The sequence below is a fragment of the Burkholderia sp. MSMB1835 genome, from assembly GCF_001526365.1.
In the GTDB taxonomy this organism is placed as follows: Bacteria; Pseudomonadota; Gammaproteobacteria; order Burkholderiales; family Burkholderiaceae; genus Burkholderia.
This window is the reverse complement of sequence record NZ_LOYP01000015.1, coordinates 154411-170126: the sequence shown is the minus strand read 5'-3', so window position 1 is coordinate 170126 and position 15716 is coordinate 154411. Positions and strand designations below refer to the sequence as shown.

Genomic DNA, 15716 nt, shown 5'->3' with positions numbered 1-15716 from the left:
CGCCCTCCTTTCCCGCTTCGTCCGACGAAGCGCCTGGCCCCGCATGAAATCGACGTCTTTTCGCTGTTCCGTCCGCCTCGTCCGGCTGCTGCTCGTCTGCATGGCCTGCACGCAGGCCGCCGCCGCGCCATGCCACACGCCGGCCGAAAACGGCACGCCGCAATGGCGGCCCGCCCTCCACTACACGCCGCAGCGCAACTGGATGAACGACCCGAACGGGCTCGTCTACGAGAACGGCCGCTATCACCTGTTCTATCAGTACAACCCGCTCGGCAACGACTGGGGCAACATGTCGTGGGGCCACGCGATCAGCACCGATCTCGTCCACTGGCGCGAGCAGCCGGTCGCGATGCGCGCGAACGCCACCGAGGAAATCTTCTCCGGCTCGATCGTCGCCGATACCCTGAACACGTCCGGCCTCGGCAAACCGGGCCACACGCCGCTCGTCGCGCTCTATACGAGCGTCTACAAGCCCGGCTCGGGTCACGCACCCGGCATACAGGCCCAGTCGCTCGCGTACAGCCTCGATCGGGGCACGACGTGGCAGTCGTACGCGCACAACCCGGTGCTGACGCTCGATCCGGAATCGAAGCAATTTCGCGACCCGAAAGTGTCGTGGTATGCGCCGGGCGGCTACTGGTTGATGACGACGGTCGTCGCCGATGCGCAGGTCGTGAAGCTCTATCGTTCGGACGACCTGATCCACTGGTCGTTCCTGAGCGATTTCACGCTGCCGGACGTGCCGCATGCGGGCGCGCTGTGGGAAATGCCCGATCTCGTCCCGCTGCCGCTCGACGGCGATCCCCGCCGCATCAAGTGGGTGATGATCGTCAACGTGAATCCGTGGTCGATCGCCGGCGGCTCCGGCGCGATGTATTTCGTCGGCGACTTCGACGGCCGCACGTTCGTGCCCGACCGCGTCGCGCCGGGCGGCTCGGATCCCGCGCAATTCCGCTGGGTCGATCACGGCGCCGATTTTTATGCGGCCGGCACGTTCTCCGGCGCGCCCGGCGCCCGACCGGTCGCGATCGCATGGATGAGCAACTGGGATTACGCGGCAAAGGCGCCGACCGCCCCATGGCGCGGCGCGACCACGCTGCCGCGCGAACTGTCGCTGAAGACGATCGACGGCGAGCCGAGACTCGTCGTCGCGCCCGCCGCCGCCTTCGACGCATGGGCCGACGGCCGGCCCGCCGTGCATGAAGGCGACGTCACGGTCGACTCCGCTACCCGGGTGCTGTCGGCCGCCACGCGCGGCGTCGTCCAGCGCATCACGGTGACGATCTCGCCGCAGCGTGCCGCGCGCGCGGGGCTGATCGTCCGGCGCTCGGGCGACGGCTCGATCGGCACCCGGATCGTGTACGACACCGCGAAGCGCACGCTGACGCTCGACCGCTCGCAATCCGGCGAAGCGAATTTCGCCGGCACGTTCAGCCGCGAGCACATCGTCGATCTGCCGCTCGAACACGGGCAACTGCGGCTCGAGATCGTCGTCGATCGCGGGTCGGTCGAGGTCTTCGCGAACGGCGGCCGCGTGGCGCTGACGGACCTGATCTTTCCGCCGCTCGATGCGGATCGCGTGGCCGTGTTCGCCGAGCAAGGCCGCGCGACGTTCGCGGGGTTGACGGTGACGCAACTGGAAACCGGCGACGCCGCGCGCGGCGCCTGTGCGTCCCGCTAGCGCATGTGACGGGGGCCGCTCGCCCGGCACCGTATCGGCCGGTGACGGTCCCCGTCCGCGTCGCCCCTCAGAGCAAGCCCATCCCGCCCGACGCGATGATTTCCGCGCCGACGATGAACGCGGATTCCGGCGCGCTCAGGTGCAGCACCGTCGACGCGATTTCGTCCGGCGTGCCGAACCGGCCGACCGGCACGAGGCCCCTGATCTTGTCGGCCGTCTCGTCGAGCGTCGCCGCATCGAGCCCGAGCTTGCCGTACAACGGCGTCTGCACCGGCCCCGGGCTGACCACGTTCACGCGCACGCCGTGCGGCAGCAGTTCCGTCGACAACGTCTTCGCGAACGAATTGACGGCCGCCTTGCTCGCCGCGTACACCGACGAACCCGGCATCCCGATGTGCGCGTTGATCGAGCCGTTGATCACGATCGATGCGCCGCGGTTCAGCAGCGGCACGAGCGACTGGATCTGGAAATACGCGCCCTTCACGTTGGTGTTGAAGACGAGGTCCCACATCGCTTCGTCGCTGTCGGCGAACGGCGCGAGTTTCGCGACGCCCGCGTTGACGAATACCGCGTCGAGCCGCACGTCGGCGGCGGCGATCGCGTCGGCCAGCGCGCGGGCCGACGCGACGCTGCCGGCTTCGTTGCGAATCGCCAGCGCCCCTTCGCCGAGCGTTCGACGGGCGGCTTCCAGCGTGTCGGCGTCGCGCCCGGTGATGATGACTCGCGCGCCTTCGGCCGCGAATGCGCGGGCGGCCGCCAGGCCGATGCCGCTGTTGCCGCCCGTGACGAGGACCGTCTTTCCTTCGAAGCGTTGCATGATGTTCTCCTGTGAACCGGTGAGTTGACCGTGAGCACAGGATGCGCGCGGCGCGCGGCGTTGCCGTACGACCGCCGCGACGAACATGTTCGAAAACATCGAACATGTTGAAACGAGCGCGCTCAACCGACCACGTCGATCCCGTCGAGCAGCCGCCGCGCGAGTCTCGGCTCGCGCAGTCGCTCCAGCCACCATTGCAGCGCGCGACCGTCGCGGTCGCCGTGCCACGCGACGTACAGCAGATTCGGCTCGCGCGGATCGGCCGTCTGCTTCTCGACCAGTTCGCCGCGCGCGAGCAACGACGTCACGCGCCGGCGCGGCACCCAGCCGACGCCGAGCGCATCGCGCTGCGCGAGGATCTTCGCGCGCATCGACGGCACCGCCAGCATCGCCTGCCCGCCGAGCAGGCCGTACGCGCGGCCGGCCGCGCGCCGCGACGAATCGGCGACGACGACCGCGCGGTGCGCGCCGATCGCGTCGCGCGCCATCCGCTCGCGGACGCCAGCGGATGGCGCGGCGACACCGCGAACACCCATTCCATCGCACCGAGTTCGAACCACTTGAGGCCCGGAATCGCCGGCGGCTCGTTGGTCGCCCCGACGACCAGATCCGCGCGGCCGTCGCGCAATGCCTTCCAAGTCCCGCCGAGCACCTCGTGCGTGAAACGCAGCGACACGCCGGAATCGAGCGCATCGAAGGCGCGGACGACCGGCAGCAGCGTATCGAACTCCAGCACTTCGTCGCTGACGATCCACAGCCGGTCCTCCCAGCCGCTCGCGACCTGTCGCACGCGTTGCGTCAGCCGTGCGACGTCGAGCGCCAGCCGCGCCGCCTCGTCGGCCAGCAATTGTCCGGCCGGCGTGAGTTGCAGCCGGTAGCCGCGCCGGTCGAACAGCAATGCGTCGAACCGCGTTTCGAGCTGGCGCGCCGCATGCGACACCGTCGAAGGCGCCTTGCCGAGCCGCGCGGCGGCACGCGACAGGCTGCCGGTGGCGCGGATCGCGTCGAGCAGCGCCAGTTCGTCTTCGGACAGCATGAGGTCGCTCCGGGATGAGGTTGTCGTGGATCGTACGGCAGCGGCAGGCGGCGGTCCAATCGGACGACGAGCCGGGTTGCCGGGACGGCCGGTTCCCGCTGCGGGAATGCGTGGCCCGGCCGCCCTCGCGCGAAACCGCTCGCCCACCGTCGACCCGGGGCTGACGTGAGCAACTTCCGGTATGCTGATTCACGCAAAATGACACGAATCGAGGTAACCACTGCGATGGACATCGCGATCCGCATCGAAGGCCGTCACGACCTGACGGGGCAAATCTTCCGGCAACTGCGCACCGCGATCGTCGACGGGCGTCTCGAAGGCGGCGCGCGGCTGCCGTCGACGCGCGACCTCGCGAAACAGCTCGGCGTGTCGCGCAAGACGACGCTCGACGCCTTCGAGCGCCTCGTCGCCGAGGGCTACCTGACGACACGCGCCGGCGACGGCACGTTCGTCGCCGACGGCCTGGCGCGCGTGCCGCACGCCGCGGCGACGTCGGCGCCGTCGATCGTCGACGAGACGCCGCGCATCGACGCAGTCGATGCGCGCGCGCTGTGGAACGACCTGCCCGATGCGCTCGCGATGCCCGCGCCGCAGGATTCGCCCGGCCTCGACTTTCGCGGCGGCGTGACCGACAAGACGCTGTTCCCGTTCGACGCATGGCGGCGCTGCCTGCATCACGCGCTGCGCCGGCAGGCGCGCGGCCCCGGTCAGTATCACGACCCGGCCGGCGACTCGCAGTTGCGCGGCGCGATCGCGCGCTACGTCGCATTCAGCCGCGCGGTCGCCTGCAGTTGGGACGACGTGCTCGTCACGCAAGGCGCGCAACAGGCGCTCGACCTGCTCGCGCGCGTCGTCGTGCGGCCGGGCGACGTCGTCGCGGTCGAGGATCCCGGCTATCCGCCGGCACGCGCCGCGTTCGCGTCGCTCGGCGCGACGGTGATCGGCGTGCCGGTCGACGCGCACGGCCTCGTCACGGAGCGGCTGCCGGACGACGCGCGGCTCGTCTACGTGACGCCGTCGCACCAGTTCCCGCTCGGCATGCCGATGACGCTCGATCGCCGCGTCGCGCTGCTCGAATGGGCGCAGCGCCGCCGCGCGGTGATCATCGAGGACGACTACGACGGCGAATTCCGTTTCGAAGGGCGGCCGGTCGAATCGCTGAAGAGCCTCGACCGCACGGGCCTCGTCGCGTACGTCGGCACGTTCTCGAAGACGATCTTTCCCGAGTTGCGGATCGGCTACGCGATTCCGCCGCGCGCGCTGCGCGGCGCGCTCGCCAAGGCCAAGCAGATCGTCGACTGGCACACGTGCACGCTGACGCAGGCAGCGCTCGCGCGCTTCATGCTCGAAGGCGATTTCGCGCGGCACCTGAAACGCGTGCAGAAGCACTACGACGCGCGTCGCAAGATGCTGATCGCCCACCTGCGCGGCGAACTCGCGCCGTGGTTCGACGCGATCGTGCCGACCGCCGGCATCCACCTGGCCGCGCACCTGAAGCAGGGGCTCGACGAAGCGGCGCTGGTCCGCGCGGCGCGGGCGCAGGACATCGGTCTATACGGAATCTCGGCGTTCCACGTGGGCGTGCCGGTGCGCCCGGGGCTGCTGTTCGGCTATGGCGGAATCGACGCGCTGCGCATCGACGCGGCGCTCGCGAAGCTGGCCGGTTTGCTGGAGGCCGGCCTCGCGGGCGGGTCGCCACTGGTTACCTGAATTTTCCCGGAATTGGTTATTCAAGCAGGCCAGTACGGCTCTTAAAGTGGGTCCTGTCGCGCCACCCCGGCGCTACCCAACCGAAAAGGACCTGCCATGCAACCGCGCCTGAACTTCTATGCCGCCAGCCCGAATGCCATCAAGGTGATGCGCAACGCCGAGGAATTCCTCGCGAAAAGCTCGATCGAGAAGCCGCTCGCCGAGCTCGTCCGCCTGCGCGCGTCGCAGATCAACGGCTGTGCGTTCTGCGTCGACATGCACACGACCGACGCGCGCAAGGGCGGCGAAACCGATCGCCGTCTCGCGACCGTCGTCACGTGGCGCGAAACGCCGTTCTTCACCGAGCGCGAACGCGCGGCGCTGGAATGGACCGAGGCGCTGACCCTCGTGGCCAGCAACCATGTGCCCGACGCCGTCTGGGAAGCCGTGAAGCCGCACTTCACCGACGAGGAGCTGTTCGACCTGTCGATGCTGATCGCGACGATCAACTCGTGGAACCGCTTCGCGATCGCGTTCCGCAAGATGCCCGAGTAAGGAGGCGACGATGATCCGTGCCCCGCTCCATCGTGTCGCGCTGTCCGCCGGGCTCGTGCTCGCCGCGGCGCTGCCGGCCGCCGCCCATGCGCACGACGCCGGCGACGCCGTGCACGCGATCATGCAGCAGGCCGTGCCCGAAGCGCCCGGCAAGCGCGTCGTCGTCGCGACGGTCGACTATGCGCCCGGTCAGGCGTCCGAAGCGCATCGGCATCTCGGCTCGGTGTTCGCCGTGGTGTCGAAAGGCGAAGTGCTGTCGCAGGTGAACGGCGGCCCGCTGCAACGCTATCGCGCCGGCGAAGGCTGGTACGAGCCGCCCGGCTCGCGACATCAGGTGTCGCGCAATGCGAGCGCGACCGAGCCCGCGCAACTCGTCGTGTTCGGGCTGACGGGCGAGCATCAGCCGTTGAAGTCGCCGATCGATCGGTGATCCTGCGGACCGGGCGAACGCTCGCGACGTAAACGAAAAAACCGGCTCGAAAGCCGGTTTTTTCATCCCGCATGCCGTGAGCGGCGCTCGCGCGCCGCGCGACATCAGAAGCGGTGGATCAGGCCGACGCCGACACCGATCTGGTTCTGCTTCGAACCTGCGCCCACGCCGTCACCGATCGACGTGGTCGCCGAGATGATTGCGTTGCCCTTGGCGTTCAGCGTGTTGCCGCTCGCGTGCTGGTAAGCCTCAACCGCGTACAGGCCCGTGCGCTTCGACAGGCTGTAGTACTGCGACAGCGTGACCTGGTGGTACTTGGCCGAGCTGGTGATGCCGTTCGACTGCGTGGCGGCCGTGTACGAGTAGCCTGCCGCGAAGTCCCACTGAGCCGCTGCCTTCCAGTGCAGCACGGCGCCAGCCGTGTTGAAGATGGCCTTGTTCCGGAAGAACGAACCCGTGCCCGGCGTGTACTGGACGTTCGAGTACGATGCCGAAATGTCCCATGCCGGCGTGAACTGATAGCCCGCCGTCACGGCGATCCGCTGCTGCGATTGCGCGGTCGCGTAGCCGTTGTTGATCGACGAAACGGCCGGCTGGTTGCCGTCGCCCGTTGCCGTCAGGCCGTTCTGGACCGTCGAATTCGCGCCCCACACGCCGCCGCCGAGCGTCGAGTTGTTGACCTTCTGGTAGCCGACCGCGATGCCTGCCGGGCCGTTCAGGTACTGGATCGCCGCGCTCCACGTCGAGCCGCGGTTCGTCGCGCCTGCAACGCCGCCGAACGAGTACGAACCGCCGACCGTGAAGCCGTAGAACTTCGGCGACATGTAGACGAGCGAGTTGTTCGCGCGGTAGCTGGTATCCAGCGAGTCGATATCGCCCGGGTGCGCGCCGTAGTAACCGGTCAGCCAGGTCGTCGGGCTGTACGGCGACAGCAGCGTGTAGTACGCGGTGTACTGGCGGCCGGCCGTCAGCGTACCGTACGTGGTGTTGGTCAGACCAACCCATGCCTGACGCGTGAAGATGCCGTTGGTCCACTGCGACGAGCCGTTAGCCGTGTTGACGCCGGCTTCCAACTGGAAAATCGCCTTCGTGCCGCCGCCGAGATCTTCGCTGCCCTTCAGGCCGAAGCGGCTGCCTGCCCACACGCCGGTGGACATCTGTACCTTCGAGTGACCACCCGAGGTCGCACCGACTGCCGACGAGTTGTTCTGCCACGCGAGACCGTTGTCGACGATACCGTACAGGGTCACGCTGCTCTGGGCGTGGGCGGCGGTAGCGGCTGCGAGACCGACTGCCGTCATGGCGAAAGCGACGCGCTTTTTCATTGATTCTCCGTCCTCAAAGAATGATTTCTTTTCTGGTGTGGTTTTATGACTGACACATGTGCGAGTACATGCCGACGCGATTCTGACGGATTACCAATTGTTTCCCAACATGTGCAGTCGGTCATCGTATGATCGACGCAACGCGCGGGTTCACCAAACGGTTACATGACAGCCCAAAACGCTTGTGCGGCGGGCGTTTCCGGCGTTTGCCGGTGAAAACCCTAGCTTTACATTTTTACGGGTGCAACGCGACCGTCCGATGTCGTCAGACGCCTTCGGCGATGAAACGTCTTACAAATGCGCGATCGAAGCTGACGCCGCGATTCACGCCGCCGCGCAGGATCGCCGACGTTCATGACACGCACGTTTCGAAACACGAAATCATGAAAACGTTTTAGTCGGCGTGCCGCAGACGCAACGGGAACGGCCCGACGAATGCGGGCCGGGAGGGGATGCCGGCGCCTGCCGCGCCGGCGATCTTCAATGCTGCGTCGCGGGGTGCGCGAGCCGCGCGCTCACGGCGTCGACGAGCGCGTTCAAGCGCGCGCGGATCGCCGTGTTCGAACCGACCCGCGCGAGCGACGCCGCCATGATCCGATAGATGCGCTTTCTCGGCACCTTGGCCGGCTTCGCCGGGTCGAGCCATGCAGCGTGGCCGGCCAGCAGTTCGAGCGTTTCGAGGCCGATCATGATCGGCCACAGGCAGGCGAGCCGCAGCCGCACGAAACGGCGAGGGATCGCGAGCGTATACAGGCATGCGTCGCGATACTGGTCGAGCGCGACGCGCAGCAGGTCGACCAGCACGCCGCGCGCGCGCGCCGAAGCCTCCGGCTGCATCAGGTCGGCCACGACGAGCCCGTGCGCGCGCAGCACGTCGTCGGGCAGGTAGCAGCGGCCGATGCGCAGATCCTTCGCGCAGTCGCGCAGGATGTTGGTCATCTGCAGCGCCTTGCCGAAACGGATGCCCTTCTCGCGCATGTCCGGCAGATCCCAGCCGCGCGCGGCGCGCGTGTGCGCGTCCGTCATGTCGGTCCAGAACTCGCCGACGCAGCCCGCGACGAGGTACGTGTAGCGGTCGAGCGCATCGCGCGTCGGCAGCGATGCGACCTGCCCCGACTGTTCGTCCGGAAACGTGCGCAGGTCGAATTCCATCCCCGCGGTGAGCGTCGCGACGACCTTGCGGATCGACGCGCGATCGGCCTCCGGCTGCGCGCGCAGCAGCGCGAGCATCGGCTCCATCGAGCCCAGCAGCAGGTGTTCGTGCGAATCGGTCTGCATCCGCGTCACGTCCTCGAGCGAACGCGACAGCGCCGCGCCGTCGCCGAGCCGCTCGACGTCGTCGCGCAGGTCGGTCAGCAGCGTCGCACGCCGGTCGGGCGCGACGAGCGCCGTGTCGGCGATCGTGTCGGCCGCGCGCGCAAGCAAATACGCGAGGCCGACCGGGTCGCGCATGCCGTCGGGCAGCACGCGCAGCGTCAGGTAGAAGGAGCGGGAAACGTTCTTCAGCAGCTCGCCGAGCAGATAGGCGGAATCGGTATGGGTCGTCATGGGTCGGGAAAAATCGGCCGGCGCGCGCCCCGGCCGCACGCGGGCGCCGGGCGCCCGCGCCGGCCCGCGAGTCGCCGCATCGTCGCGCGCGGCGGCGGCGGCCCCGGTGCGGCGATGCAAAATTCCCGCAAGTTTAGTGCATCCGGCGCACGGGCAGCCTGCGGCGGGCGGATGCCCGCGCGGGCAAGCCCGCGCTCGACCGCCCCGGCGCATGCGCCGCCCCCGAAAAACAAACGGAAAGGCGCAAGTAATACATATGTAATTATTCAGTGCGACGATCGCGCTCCGTTCGATCCCGTTCAGCCCGGCGCCCCGCCCGGCCACCGGCGCGAGCACCCTTTTCTGACTCCGTTTCGAAGGTTCATCGACATGCTCCTCAAGCGCCCGACCTCCCTGCGCTACGTCCCGTTCGCCTGTGCCGCCGCGTTCCTGCTCGCCGCGTGCGGCGGCGACGACGATCTGACGCGCGATCCCACGCAGCCGATTTCCGCGAAGGTCCAGGTGGTCGGCCATCGCGGCGCGAGCGCGCTGCGCCCCGAACACACGCTCGCGTCGTACCGCAAGGCGATCGAGGACGGCGCGGACATCATCGAGCCCGACCTCGTGGCGACGCGCGACGGCGTGCTGGTCGCGCGCCACGAGAACGAGATCTCGGGCACGACGAACGTGTCGGCGCTGCCGCAGTTCGCGAGCCGCAAGGCGACCAAGACGATCGACGGCGCGCAGTTGACCGGCTGGTTCACCGAGGATTTCACGCTCGCCGAGCTGAAGACGCTGCGGGCGCGCGAGCGCATTCCGCAGGTGCGCCCCGCCAATACCGCGTACAACGACCAGTTCGAGATTCCGACCTTCGACGAGATCGTCGCGCTCGCGAAACAGATGTCCGCACAGACCGGCCGCACGATCCACCTGTATCCGGAAACCAAGCATCCGACCTATTTCCAGTCGATCGGCCTGCCGCTCGAGGACCGCCTCGTCGACGCGCTGCTGAAGGATCCGTACACGTCGCGCACGGCGACCGTCTACATCCAGTCGTTCGAAGTCGCGAACCTGAAGACGATCCGCAACCGGATCAAGTCGAGCCAGCCGAACTGGAAGCTCGTGCAGTTGATGGACGAAGCCGGCCAGCGCCCGTACGACTTCGTGAAGGCGAACGACAAGCGCACCTACGGCGACCTGTCGACGCGCGACGGCATGCGCGAAATCGCGACCTATGCGAACGGCGTCGGGCCGTACAAGACGTCGATCATCGCGGTCGCCGCGGACGGCACGCTGCAGCAGCCGACGCCGTACGTGCGCTACGCGCACGAGGCCGGCCTCGTCGTGCATCCGTACACGTTCCGCCCCGAGAACAACTTCCTGCCCGCGTCGCTGAAGGACGGCGGCACGCCGGCCACGCGCAACACGGCCGGCTCGGTGCGCGAGATCCAGGCGTACCTGCGCGCGGGCATCGACGGCTTCTTCACCGACGATCCGGCCGTCGGCCGCACGGCCGTCGATACGTTCAAGCGCTGATACGGAGCGCCCTCCGCATCGCGACCGGACGCCGGGCACGACGTGCCGTGCCCGGTCGCCCCGCGTCGGTCAGATCACGTTGAAGTGGTGCGTGCCGTCCCGCTTCAACTGGTCGACCAGCCCGTATTCCCAGTCGAGATACGCCTGCATCGCCGCCGCCGCGTTGTCGGTGCCTTCGTACGGGCGCCGGTAGCGATCGACGCGCGGCGACGCGAGACGCGTGTCGCCGCTCTCCAGCGGCAGCCCGGCGTCGATCCACGCGGCCGTGCCGCCGGTCAGCACCCGGATCTCGGCCGACGCCGGCAGCAGCGCGCGGGCGTCGTGCGCCGCGAACCGCGCCAGCAGACTCGATCCGCACGTGAACACGTAGCGCTTCGCGGGCGGAATCGCCGCCAGCGCGTCGCGCAACTGCGCGCGCACGGCGAACCACGCGCCCGGGACATGACGCTTCACGTAGTTCGCGCTGGCCGTCACGTCGACGATCGCGAGTTCGCCCGGCGCGGCCTCCTTCAGCCAGCCCGCCAGCGTCGCGGGCGACACGTCGGTCGCGGGCGGCGGCGCCGGCACGTCGCGCGGCGGCTGGCCGCGCTCGACGAATGCCGCGGCGCCGGCCGGTTCGACGACGCGCACGTCCCAGCCCATCTGCGCGAGCCACGACGCGGTCATGTCCGCGCGCACGCCGTCGTCGTCGGCCAGCACGATCCGCGCGCCGCGCACGGCCGCGTGATGATCGGTCTCCTGCACGAGCTGGCCGCCCGGCGTGCTCAGGAAGCCCGGCAGGTGGCCGGCTTCGTATTCCTCCGGCGTGCGCACGTCGAAGCGGTACAGCGTGCGGCCCGGTTCGTCGAGTGCCGCGACGTCGGCCAGCGCGATGCGCGGCACGCCGGCGCGCTCGGCCACCGCGCGGGCGGCCCGACGCGCTTCGGCGCGCTGCGTCGCGTCGATTTCGTCCGGAAAACGGCGCGCCGCGCCGCGCTCGAGCGTCTGGCCGGCCAGCGTCCAGCCGATCGTGCCGTTGCGCAGCGCGGCGACCGGATTCGGTAGCCCCGCGTTGACGAGCGACTGCGTGCCGATGATGCTGCGCGTGCGGCCCGCGCAATTGACGATCACCTGGGTCTGCGGATCCGGCGCGAGCGCGCGCACGCGCAGCACGAGTTCCGCGCCCGGCACGCTCGTCGACGTCGGGATGTTCATCGTCTGGTATTCGTCGAAGCGGCGCGCGTCGACGATCACGACATCGGCCTTCGCGTCGATCAGCGCCTGCACCTCCTGCGCGGACAGCGACGGCGTATGGCGCTCGACCTCGACCCATTCGCCGAACGACTTGCTCGGCACGTTCACGTCGATGAACACTTCGCCGCCCGCGGCGATCCAGCCGGCGAGCCCGCCGTCGAGCAGCCGCACGTCGGTGTAGCCGAGCCGCGCCAGCGTCGCGGCCGCGCGCGGCGCGAGATCCTCGCCGCCGGCTTCGCCGAACACGACGATCGGCGTGTCGCGGCGCGGAATCCGCGTCCACGCGTCGAGTTCGAGCTTCGACAACGGAAAGTTGGCGGCCCACAGCGGATGGCCCTGTGCGTACGGATCTTCCTCGCGTACGTCGATCAGCGCGATCTCGTCGCGGGCCAGCAGGCGCGCGCGTACGTCCTGGTACGACGCGACGGGAAAACGGGAAGTGGAATCGGCGGAGTGCGTCACGATGTCTCTGGGTTGAATACGTTGAAGTCGATGAAGAAAGCGGAGCGGATCGATCTTGACCCCGCCGGCGCGCGTTCGCAACGGCCCGCGCGAGCGGGCTTCGCGTCAGGCATTCGAATAGCCGGACACGAAAGGCTTCACGGTACCGTCGTCCAGGTACACGGCGCGCTCGACCTTGCCGATGTTCGCGCCGTACACGTGGATGCTGATCGATACGCGGTCGGCGAACGCGTTGGTCACGCGATGCACGTCGCCGATGCGCGGCGACACGGCCTCGACCTCGCCGGGCTGCAGCCGCACGGCGTCGCCCGCGGGCACCGGCTTGCCCGCCGCGTCGAACCGGTACGGCTGCGAGAACTCGCCGCCGCGCAGCATCCCGATCAGCCCCCACACCGTGTGGTCGTGGATCGGCGTCGTCTGGCCGGGCCCCCACACGAAGCTGACGATCGAGAAGCGCTCGTCCGGATCGAGATGCAGCAGGTACTGCCGATAGCGTTCGGGATCGGGCTGCGCGAACGCGTCGGGCAACCAGTCGTCGTGTTCGACGAGCGCGGCGAGCAGCGCGCCGCCCTCGTCGAGAATGCGCGCCTCGTCCGCGCCGGACGCGAGCAACGCATCCAGACCCTCGACGAACGGACGCAGCGGCGTCTGCTGCAACGAAAGCGTACTCATCGGCCGTCTCCTCGAATATGATGCCGAATATGATGGATCGTCATGATGCACCGGAAAGACCATGCAGAACAAACATGAAAATTAGCGATATCGATGCTTTTGCAGCGGTCGTCCGCTGCCAGACCCTGAGCCAGGCCGCGGCCGAGCTCGGGATGACGCAGCCCGCGATCACGCCGCGCGTCCAGAATCTCGAGGAAGCGCTCGGCGTGACGCTGCTCGACCGCAACACGAAGCCGCCGCGCCCGACCGACATCGGCCGGCAGGTGTTCGAGCAATGTCGCGCGATCCTGCGCGAGGTCGACGCGCTGCGCGAACTGACGGCCGGCGAGCAACCGCCCGCCGGCGAATTCCGGATCGGGCTCACGCAAGGGCTCGGCGAGCTGATGCTGCCGGCGCTCATCGCGGAGCTCGCCGCACAATGGCCCGCGCTCGCGACGCACGTCACGACCGCATGGGGCGGCCAGCTCGTCGAGCGCATCGCGCGCCGCGAACTCGATGCGGCGCTGGTCTTCCTCGCGCGCGAAATGGTGCTGCCGGCGCAGGTCGACGGCGTTCGGTTGCTGGCCACGCGGCTCGTCGCGGTCGGCCGCAAGGGCGACTGGCCGCGCCGCAGCTATCGCCTCGCCGATTGCCACGCACGCGGCTGGGTGCTCAATCCGGACGGCTGCGGCTTTCGGGCGGGCTTGCGGCGTGCGCTCGACGCGCAGGGCCTGCCGATGCCGGTCACGCTCGATGCGTACGGCCGCGACCTGCAACTGCAAAGCGTCGCGAACGGCGTCGGCCTCGGATTGATGCCGCTGCCGCTCGTCGAACGCAGCCCGTTGCGCGACGCGCTCGACATCGTGCCGCTCGCCGATTTCAAGCCGCAGATCGACCTGTGGCTGCTGCGCCGGCACGATGCGGCCCGCTTCGATGCGCCGCTCGCGGCCGTCGCCGCGCATGCGCGCACGGCATTCGCGCTGCCCGAGCAATCGCACGACAAGGCCGCATAACGCGGCCCGCGCGGCCGCGCGGCGCCCGCGTCGCGTCGCGCCGTTGCCGCGCGCGGCAACCCGCTCCGGCTCACGCATCATGTCGACCGCGTTCGCCCCCGTTGCGTGACGTGGCGTCCGCGTCCGCGTTCGCTCCCCCGCGCGTCGCCGCATCGAGCACCGCCCGCCCCGCCGCCACCGCGATCGCGTCGTCCTGCGGCGTATGCACGCGGCTGCACAGCACGTCGCGATAGTGGCGTTCGAGCGGATTGCCGCGGCTCAGCCCGTGATTGCCCGACAGCTTCAGCGCCTGCTCGACCGTCCGGATCGCCTGCTCGGTCACGGTGCGCTTGACGAGGCCGCTGGTCGTCGCCGACGGCGCGTTGCCCGCATCGGTGCGCGCGATGTGATCGTCGAGCAGCACGCGATTCGTGTGCAGCCAGCCCTCGATTTCGCCGACCGCTTCCTGTACGCGCGGCAGCGTCGCGAGCGGTGCGCCGAGCCCGCTCGGGGCGCGCGTCGTCGCGAATTCGACCAGCCAGTCGCGCGACGCGCGCGCCACCGCGTCGTACAGGCTGCCGAGCAGCGCGACCATCCACGCCTGCTGATCGGCCTGCGCGTCGGCATCCGCATGCGTGGCAGCCGACACGGCCCATGCGTCCGGCGCGCGCACGTCGACCGCGTGATCGGCCGGCAGCGGCACGTCGTCGAATACGACTTCATGGCTTCCGGATGCGCGCAGGCCGAGGTGATTCCAGCTTTCGATCACGCGGATGCGCTCGCCGTCGGTATCGCGGTTACGCGGCACGAGAAACACGCCGACGCGCGGCGCCGGTTCGTCGGTGCGCGCCCATACGGCCAGCCAGCGCAGCGCCGGAATCCCGGTGCTGTAGAGCTTGTGGCCCGACAGCCGCCAGCCGTCGGCAACGCGGCGCGCAACGGTCGCCGGCAGCCCGCCGCGCGACGGCGAACCGAGCGCCGGCTCGACGCGCAACGCATTGATCAGCGCGCCGTGCGCGACCGCGCTGTCGAACACCGCGCGCCGCACCTGGGCCGGCCAGCGATTGTCGGCGCGGCCGAGCGCGCGATGCTGCAGATACGTCATCGTCAGCACCAGCGCGGTCGCCGGATCGGCCCGCGCGACGGCGGCGACGATCCGGCTCGCCCGCGCAAGCGTCGCCCCCGCGCCGCCATGCTCGCGCGGCACGACCTGCGCGATCAGCCCGGCACGATGCAGCCGCGCGAAATTCTCGTGCGGAAAGCGGCCTTCGACGTCGTTGCGGGCCGCATCGGCGGCAAGTTCGGGGGCGAGGCGCTCGAGCAGCGCGGCGAGGCGCGCGTCGCTCGTCTCGGCGGAGGCTTCGGCGGAGGCCTCGGCGGAGGCTTCGGCGGAGGCTTCGGCGGAGGCTTCGGCAGTGGCTTCGGCAGAGGCTTCGGCAGAGGCTTCGGCAGAGGCTTCGGCAGAGGCTTCGGCAGAGGCAGGCACGACATGCAGTGCAGGCTGCCGTGACGGCGAGGAAGCGGCAAGGCTGGCGGACATCGAAACGGATTCCCTGGGTAGTTCGAACACGGCGGCGTAAAACGACAGCGGCGGCAAAGCCTGCGCCAACGCGCGCCCGATCATTCGCGAGCCCACAGCGTATGCGTAACGCATGCGGCCCCAAACCATGCAAATCTGATATTCAAATCGGGATTGATTATTTCCATTCCGCATGATCTGGGCGTTAACCTGCGCTCCATTCCTGCCCGGCCGTGCGCCGGAAACGTCCCTGCACCGGAGAC

12 protein-coding genes and 1 pseudogene are annotated in these 15716 nt (G+C 69.2%); 6 read left to right on the top strand and 7 right to left on the bottom strand.

Features of this window, described 5'->3' with window-relative positions:
* Window positions 1-43: 43 nt before the first annotated feature.
* A complete protein-coding gene (locus WS96_RS07285) occupies window positions 44-1681 on the top strand; it encodes a glycoside hydrolase family 32 protein (RefSeq protein ID WP_059831518.1) in 1638 nt (545 codons plus the stop codon).
* Window positions 1682-1748: 67 nt separating this feature from the next.
* Here the strand turns inward: WS96_RS07285 and WS96_RS07280 are convergent, their stop codons facing one another.
* Both WS96_RS07280 and WS96_RS07275 read right to left on the bottom strand, forming a co-directional pair.
* Complete coding sequence (locus tag WS96_RS07280; RefSeq protein ID WP_059831668.1) at window positions 1749-2498, bottom strand: SDR family oxidoreductase; 750 nt, start codon at window positions 2496-2498, stop codon at window positions 1749-1751.
* Between the two features lie 122 nt (window positions 2499-2620).
* Window positions 2621-3534: pseudogene (locus WS96_RS07275) on the bottom strand (LysR family transcriptional regulator).
* 225 nt (window positions 3535-3759) lie between these two features.
* Here WS96_RS07275 and pdxR point away from each other — a divergent pair.
* From pdxR to WS96_RS07260, 3 genes are all read left to right on the top strand, one after another.
* Window positions 3760-5244 (top strand): MocR-like pyridoxine biosynthesis transcription factor PdxR, encoded by a 1485-nt coding sequence (pdxR, locus tag WS96_RS07270; RefSeq protein ID WP_059831517.1) that lies wholly within the window; start codon window positions 3760-3762, stop codon window positions 5242-5244.
* A 96-nt stretch (window positions 5245-5340) separates the two neighbouring features.
* On the top strand, window positions 5341-5778 hold the full coding sequence (locus WS96_RS07265; RefSeq protein ID WP_006479143.1) for a carboxymuconolactone decarboxylase family protein: 438 nt from the start codon (window positions 5341-5343) through the stop codon (window positions 5776-5778).
* A gap of 10 nt (window positions 5779-5788) precedes the next feature.
* Window positions 5789-6208, top strand: coding sequence for a cupin domain-containing protein (locus WS96_RS07260; RefSeq protein ID WP_059822507.1), 420 nt, complete (start codon window positions 5789-5791; stop codon window positions 6206-6208).
* 104 nt (window positions 6209-6312) lie between these two features.
* On the opposite strand, the gene WS96_RS07255 is transcribed toward WS96_RS07260, so the two are convergent.
* Entirely contained in the window at window positions 6313-7533 is a 1221-nt protein-coding gene (locus WS96_RS07255; protein ID WP_034204928.1) for a porin, read from the bottom strand.
* A 480-nt stretch (window positions 7534-8013) separates the two neighbouring features.
* On the bottom strand, window positions 8014-9081 hold the full coding sequence (locus tag WS96_RS07250) for a phytoene/squalene synthase family protein (protein WP_059831515.1): 1068 nt from the start codon (window positions 9079-9081) through the stop codon (window positions 8014-8016).
* A gap of 369 nt (window positions 9082-9450) precedes the next feature.
* Between WS96_RS07250 and WS96_RS07245 the strand changes: the two genes are divergently transcribed.
* The gene (locus WS96_RS07245) at window positions 9451-10596 is read left to right on the top strand and encodes a glycerophosphodiester phosphodiesterase (RefSeq protein ID WP_059831513.1); all 1146 of its coding nucleotides are present in this window, start codon (window positions 9451-9453) and stop codon (window positions 10594-10596) included.
* A gap of 69 nt (window positions 10597-10665) precedes the next feature.
* On the opposite strand, the gene WS96_RS07240 is transcribed toward WS96_RS07245, so the two are convergent.
* On the bottom strand, window positions 10666-12291 hold the full coding sequence (locus WS96_RS07240; RefSeq protein ID WP_059831512.1) for a rhodanese-related sulfurtransferase: 1626 nt from the start codon (window positions 12289-12291) through the stop codon (window positions 10666-10668).
* Between the two features lie 105 nt (window positions 12292-12396).
* Window positions 12397-12963 carry a cysteine dioxygenase gene (locus WS96_RS07235; protein WP_034204932.1) on the bottom strand — a complete coding sequence of 189 codons (567 nt, stop codon included), beginning with the start codon at window positions 12961-12963 and terminating at the stop codon, window positions 12397-12399.
* 17 nt (window positions 12964-12980) lie between these two features.
* On the opposite strand from WS96_RS07235, the gene WS96_RS07230 reads away from it, so the two are divergent.
* Window positions 12981-13955: a LysR family transcriptional regulator gene (locus WS96_RS07230; RefSeq protein ID WP_179949919.1), complete on the top strand. Its 975-nt coding sequence runs from the start codon at window positions 12981-12983 to the stop codon at window positions 13953-13955.
* A gap of 70 nt (window positions 13956-14025) precedes the next feature.
* Here the strand turns inward: WS96_RS07230 and WS96_RS07225 are convergent, their stop codons facing one another.
* Window positions 14026-15474, bottom strand: coding sequence for an acyl-CoA dehydrogenase family protein (locus tag WS96_RS07225; protein WP_059831666.1), 1449 nt, complete (start codon window positions 15472-15474; stop codon window positions 14026-14028).
* Window positions 15475-15716: the final 242 nt, after the last annotated feature.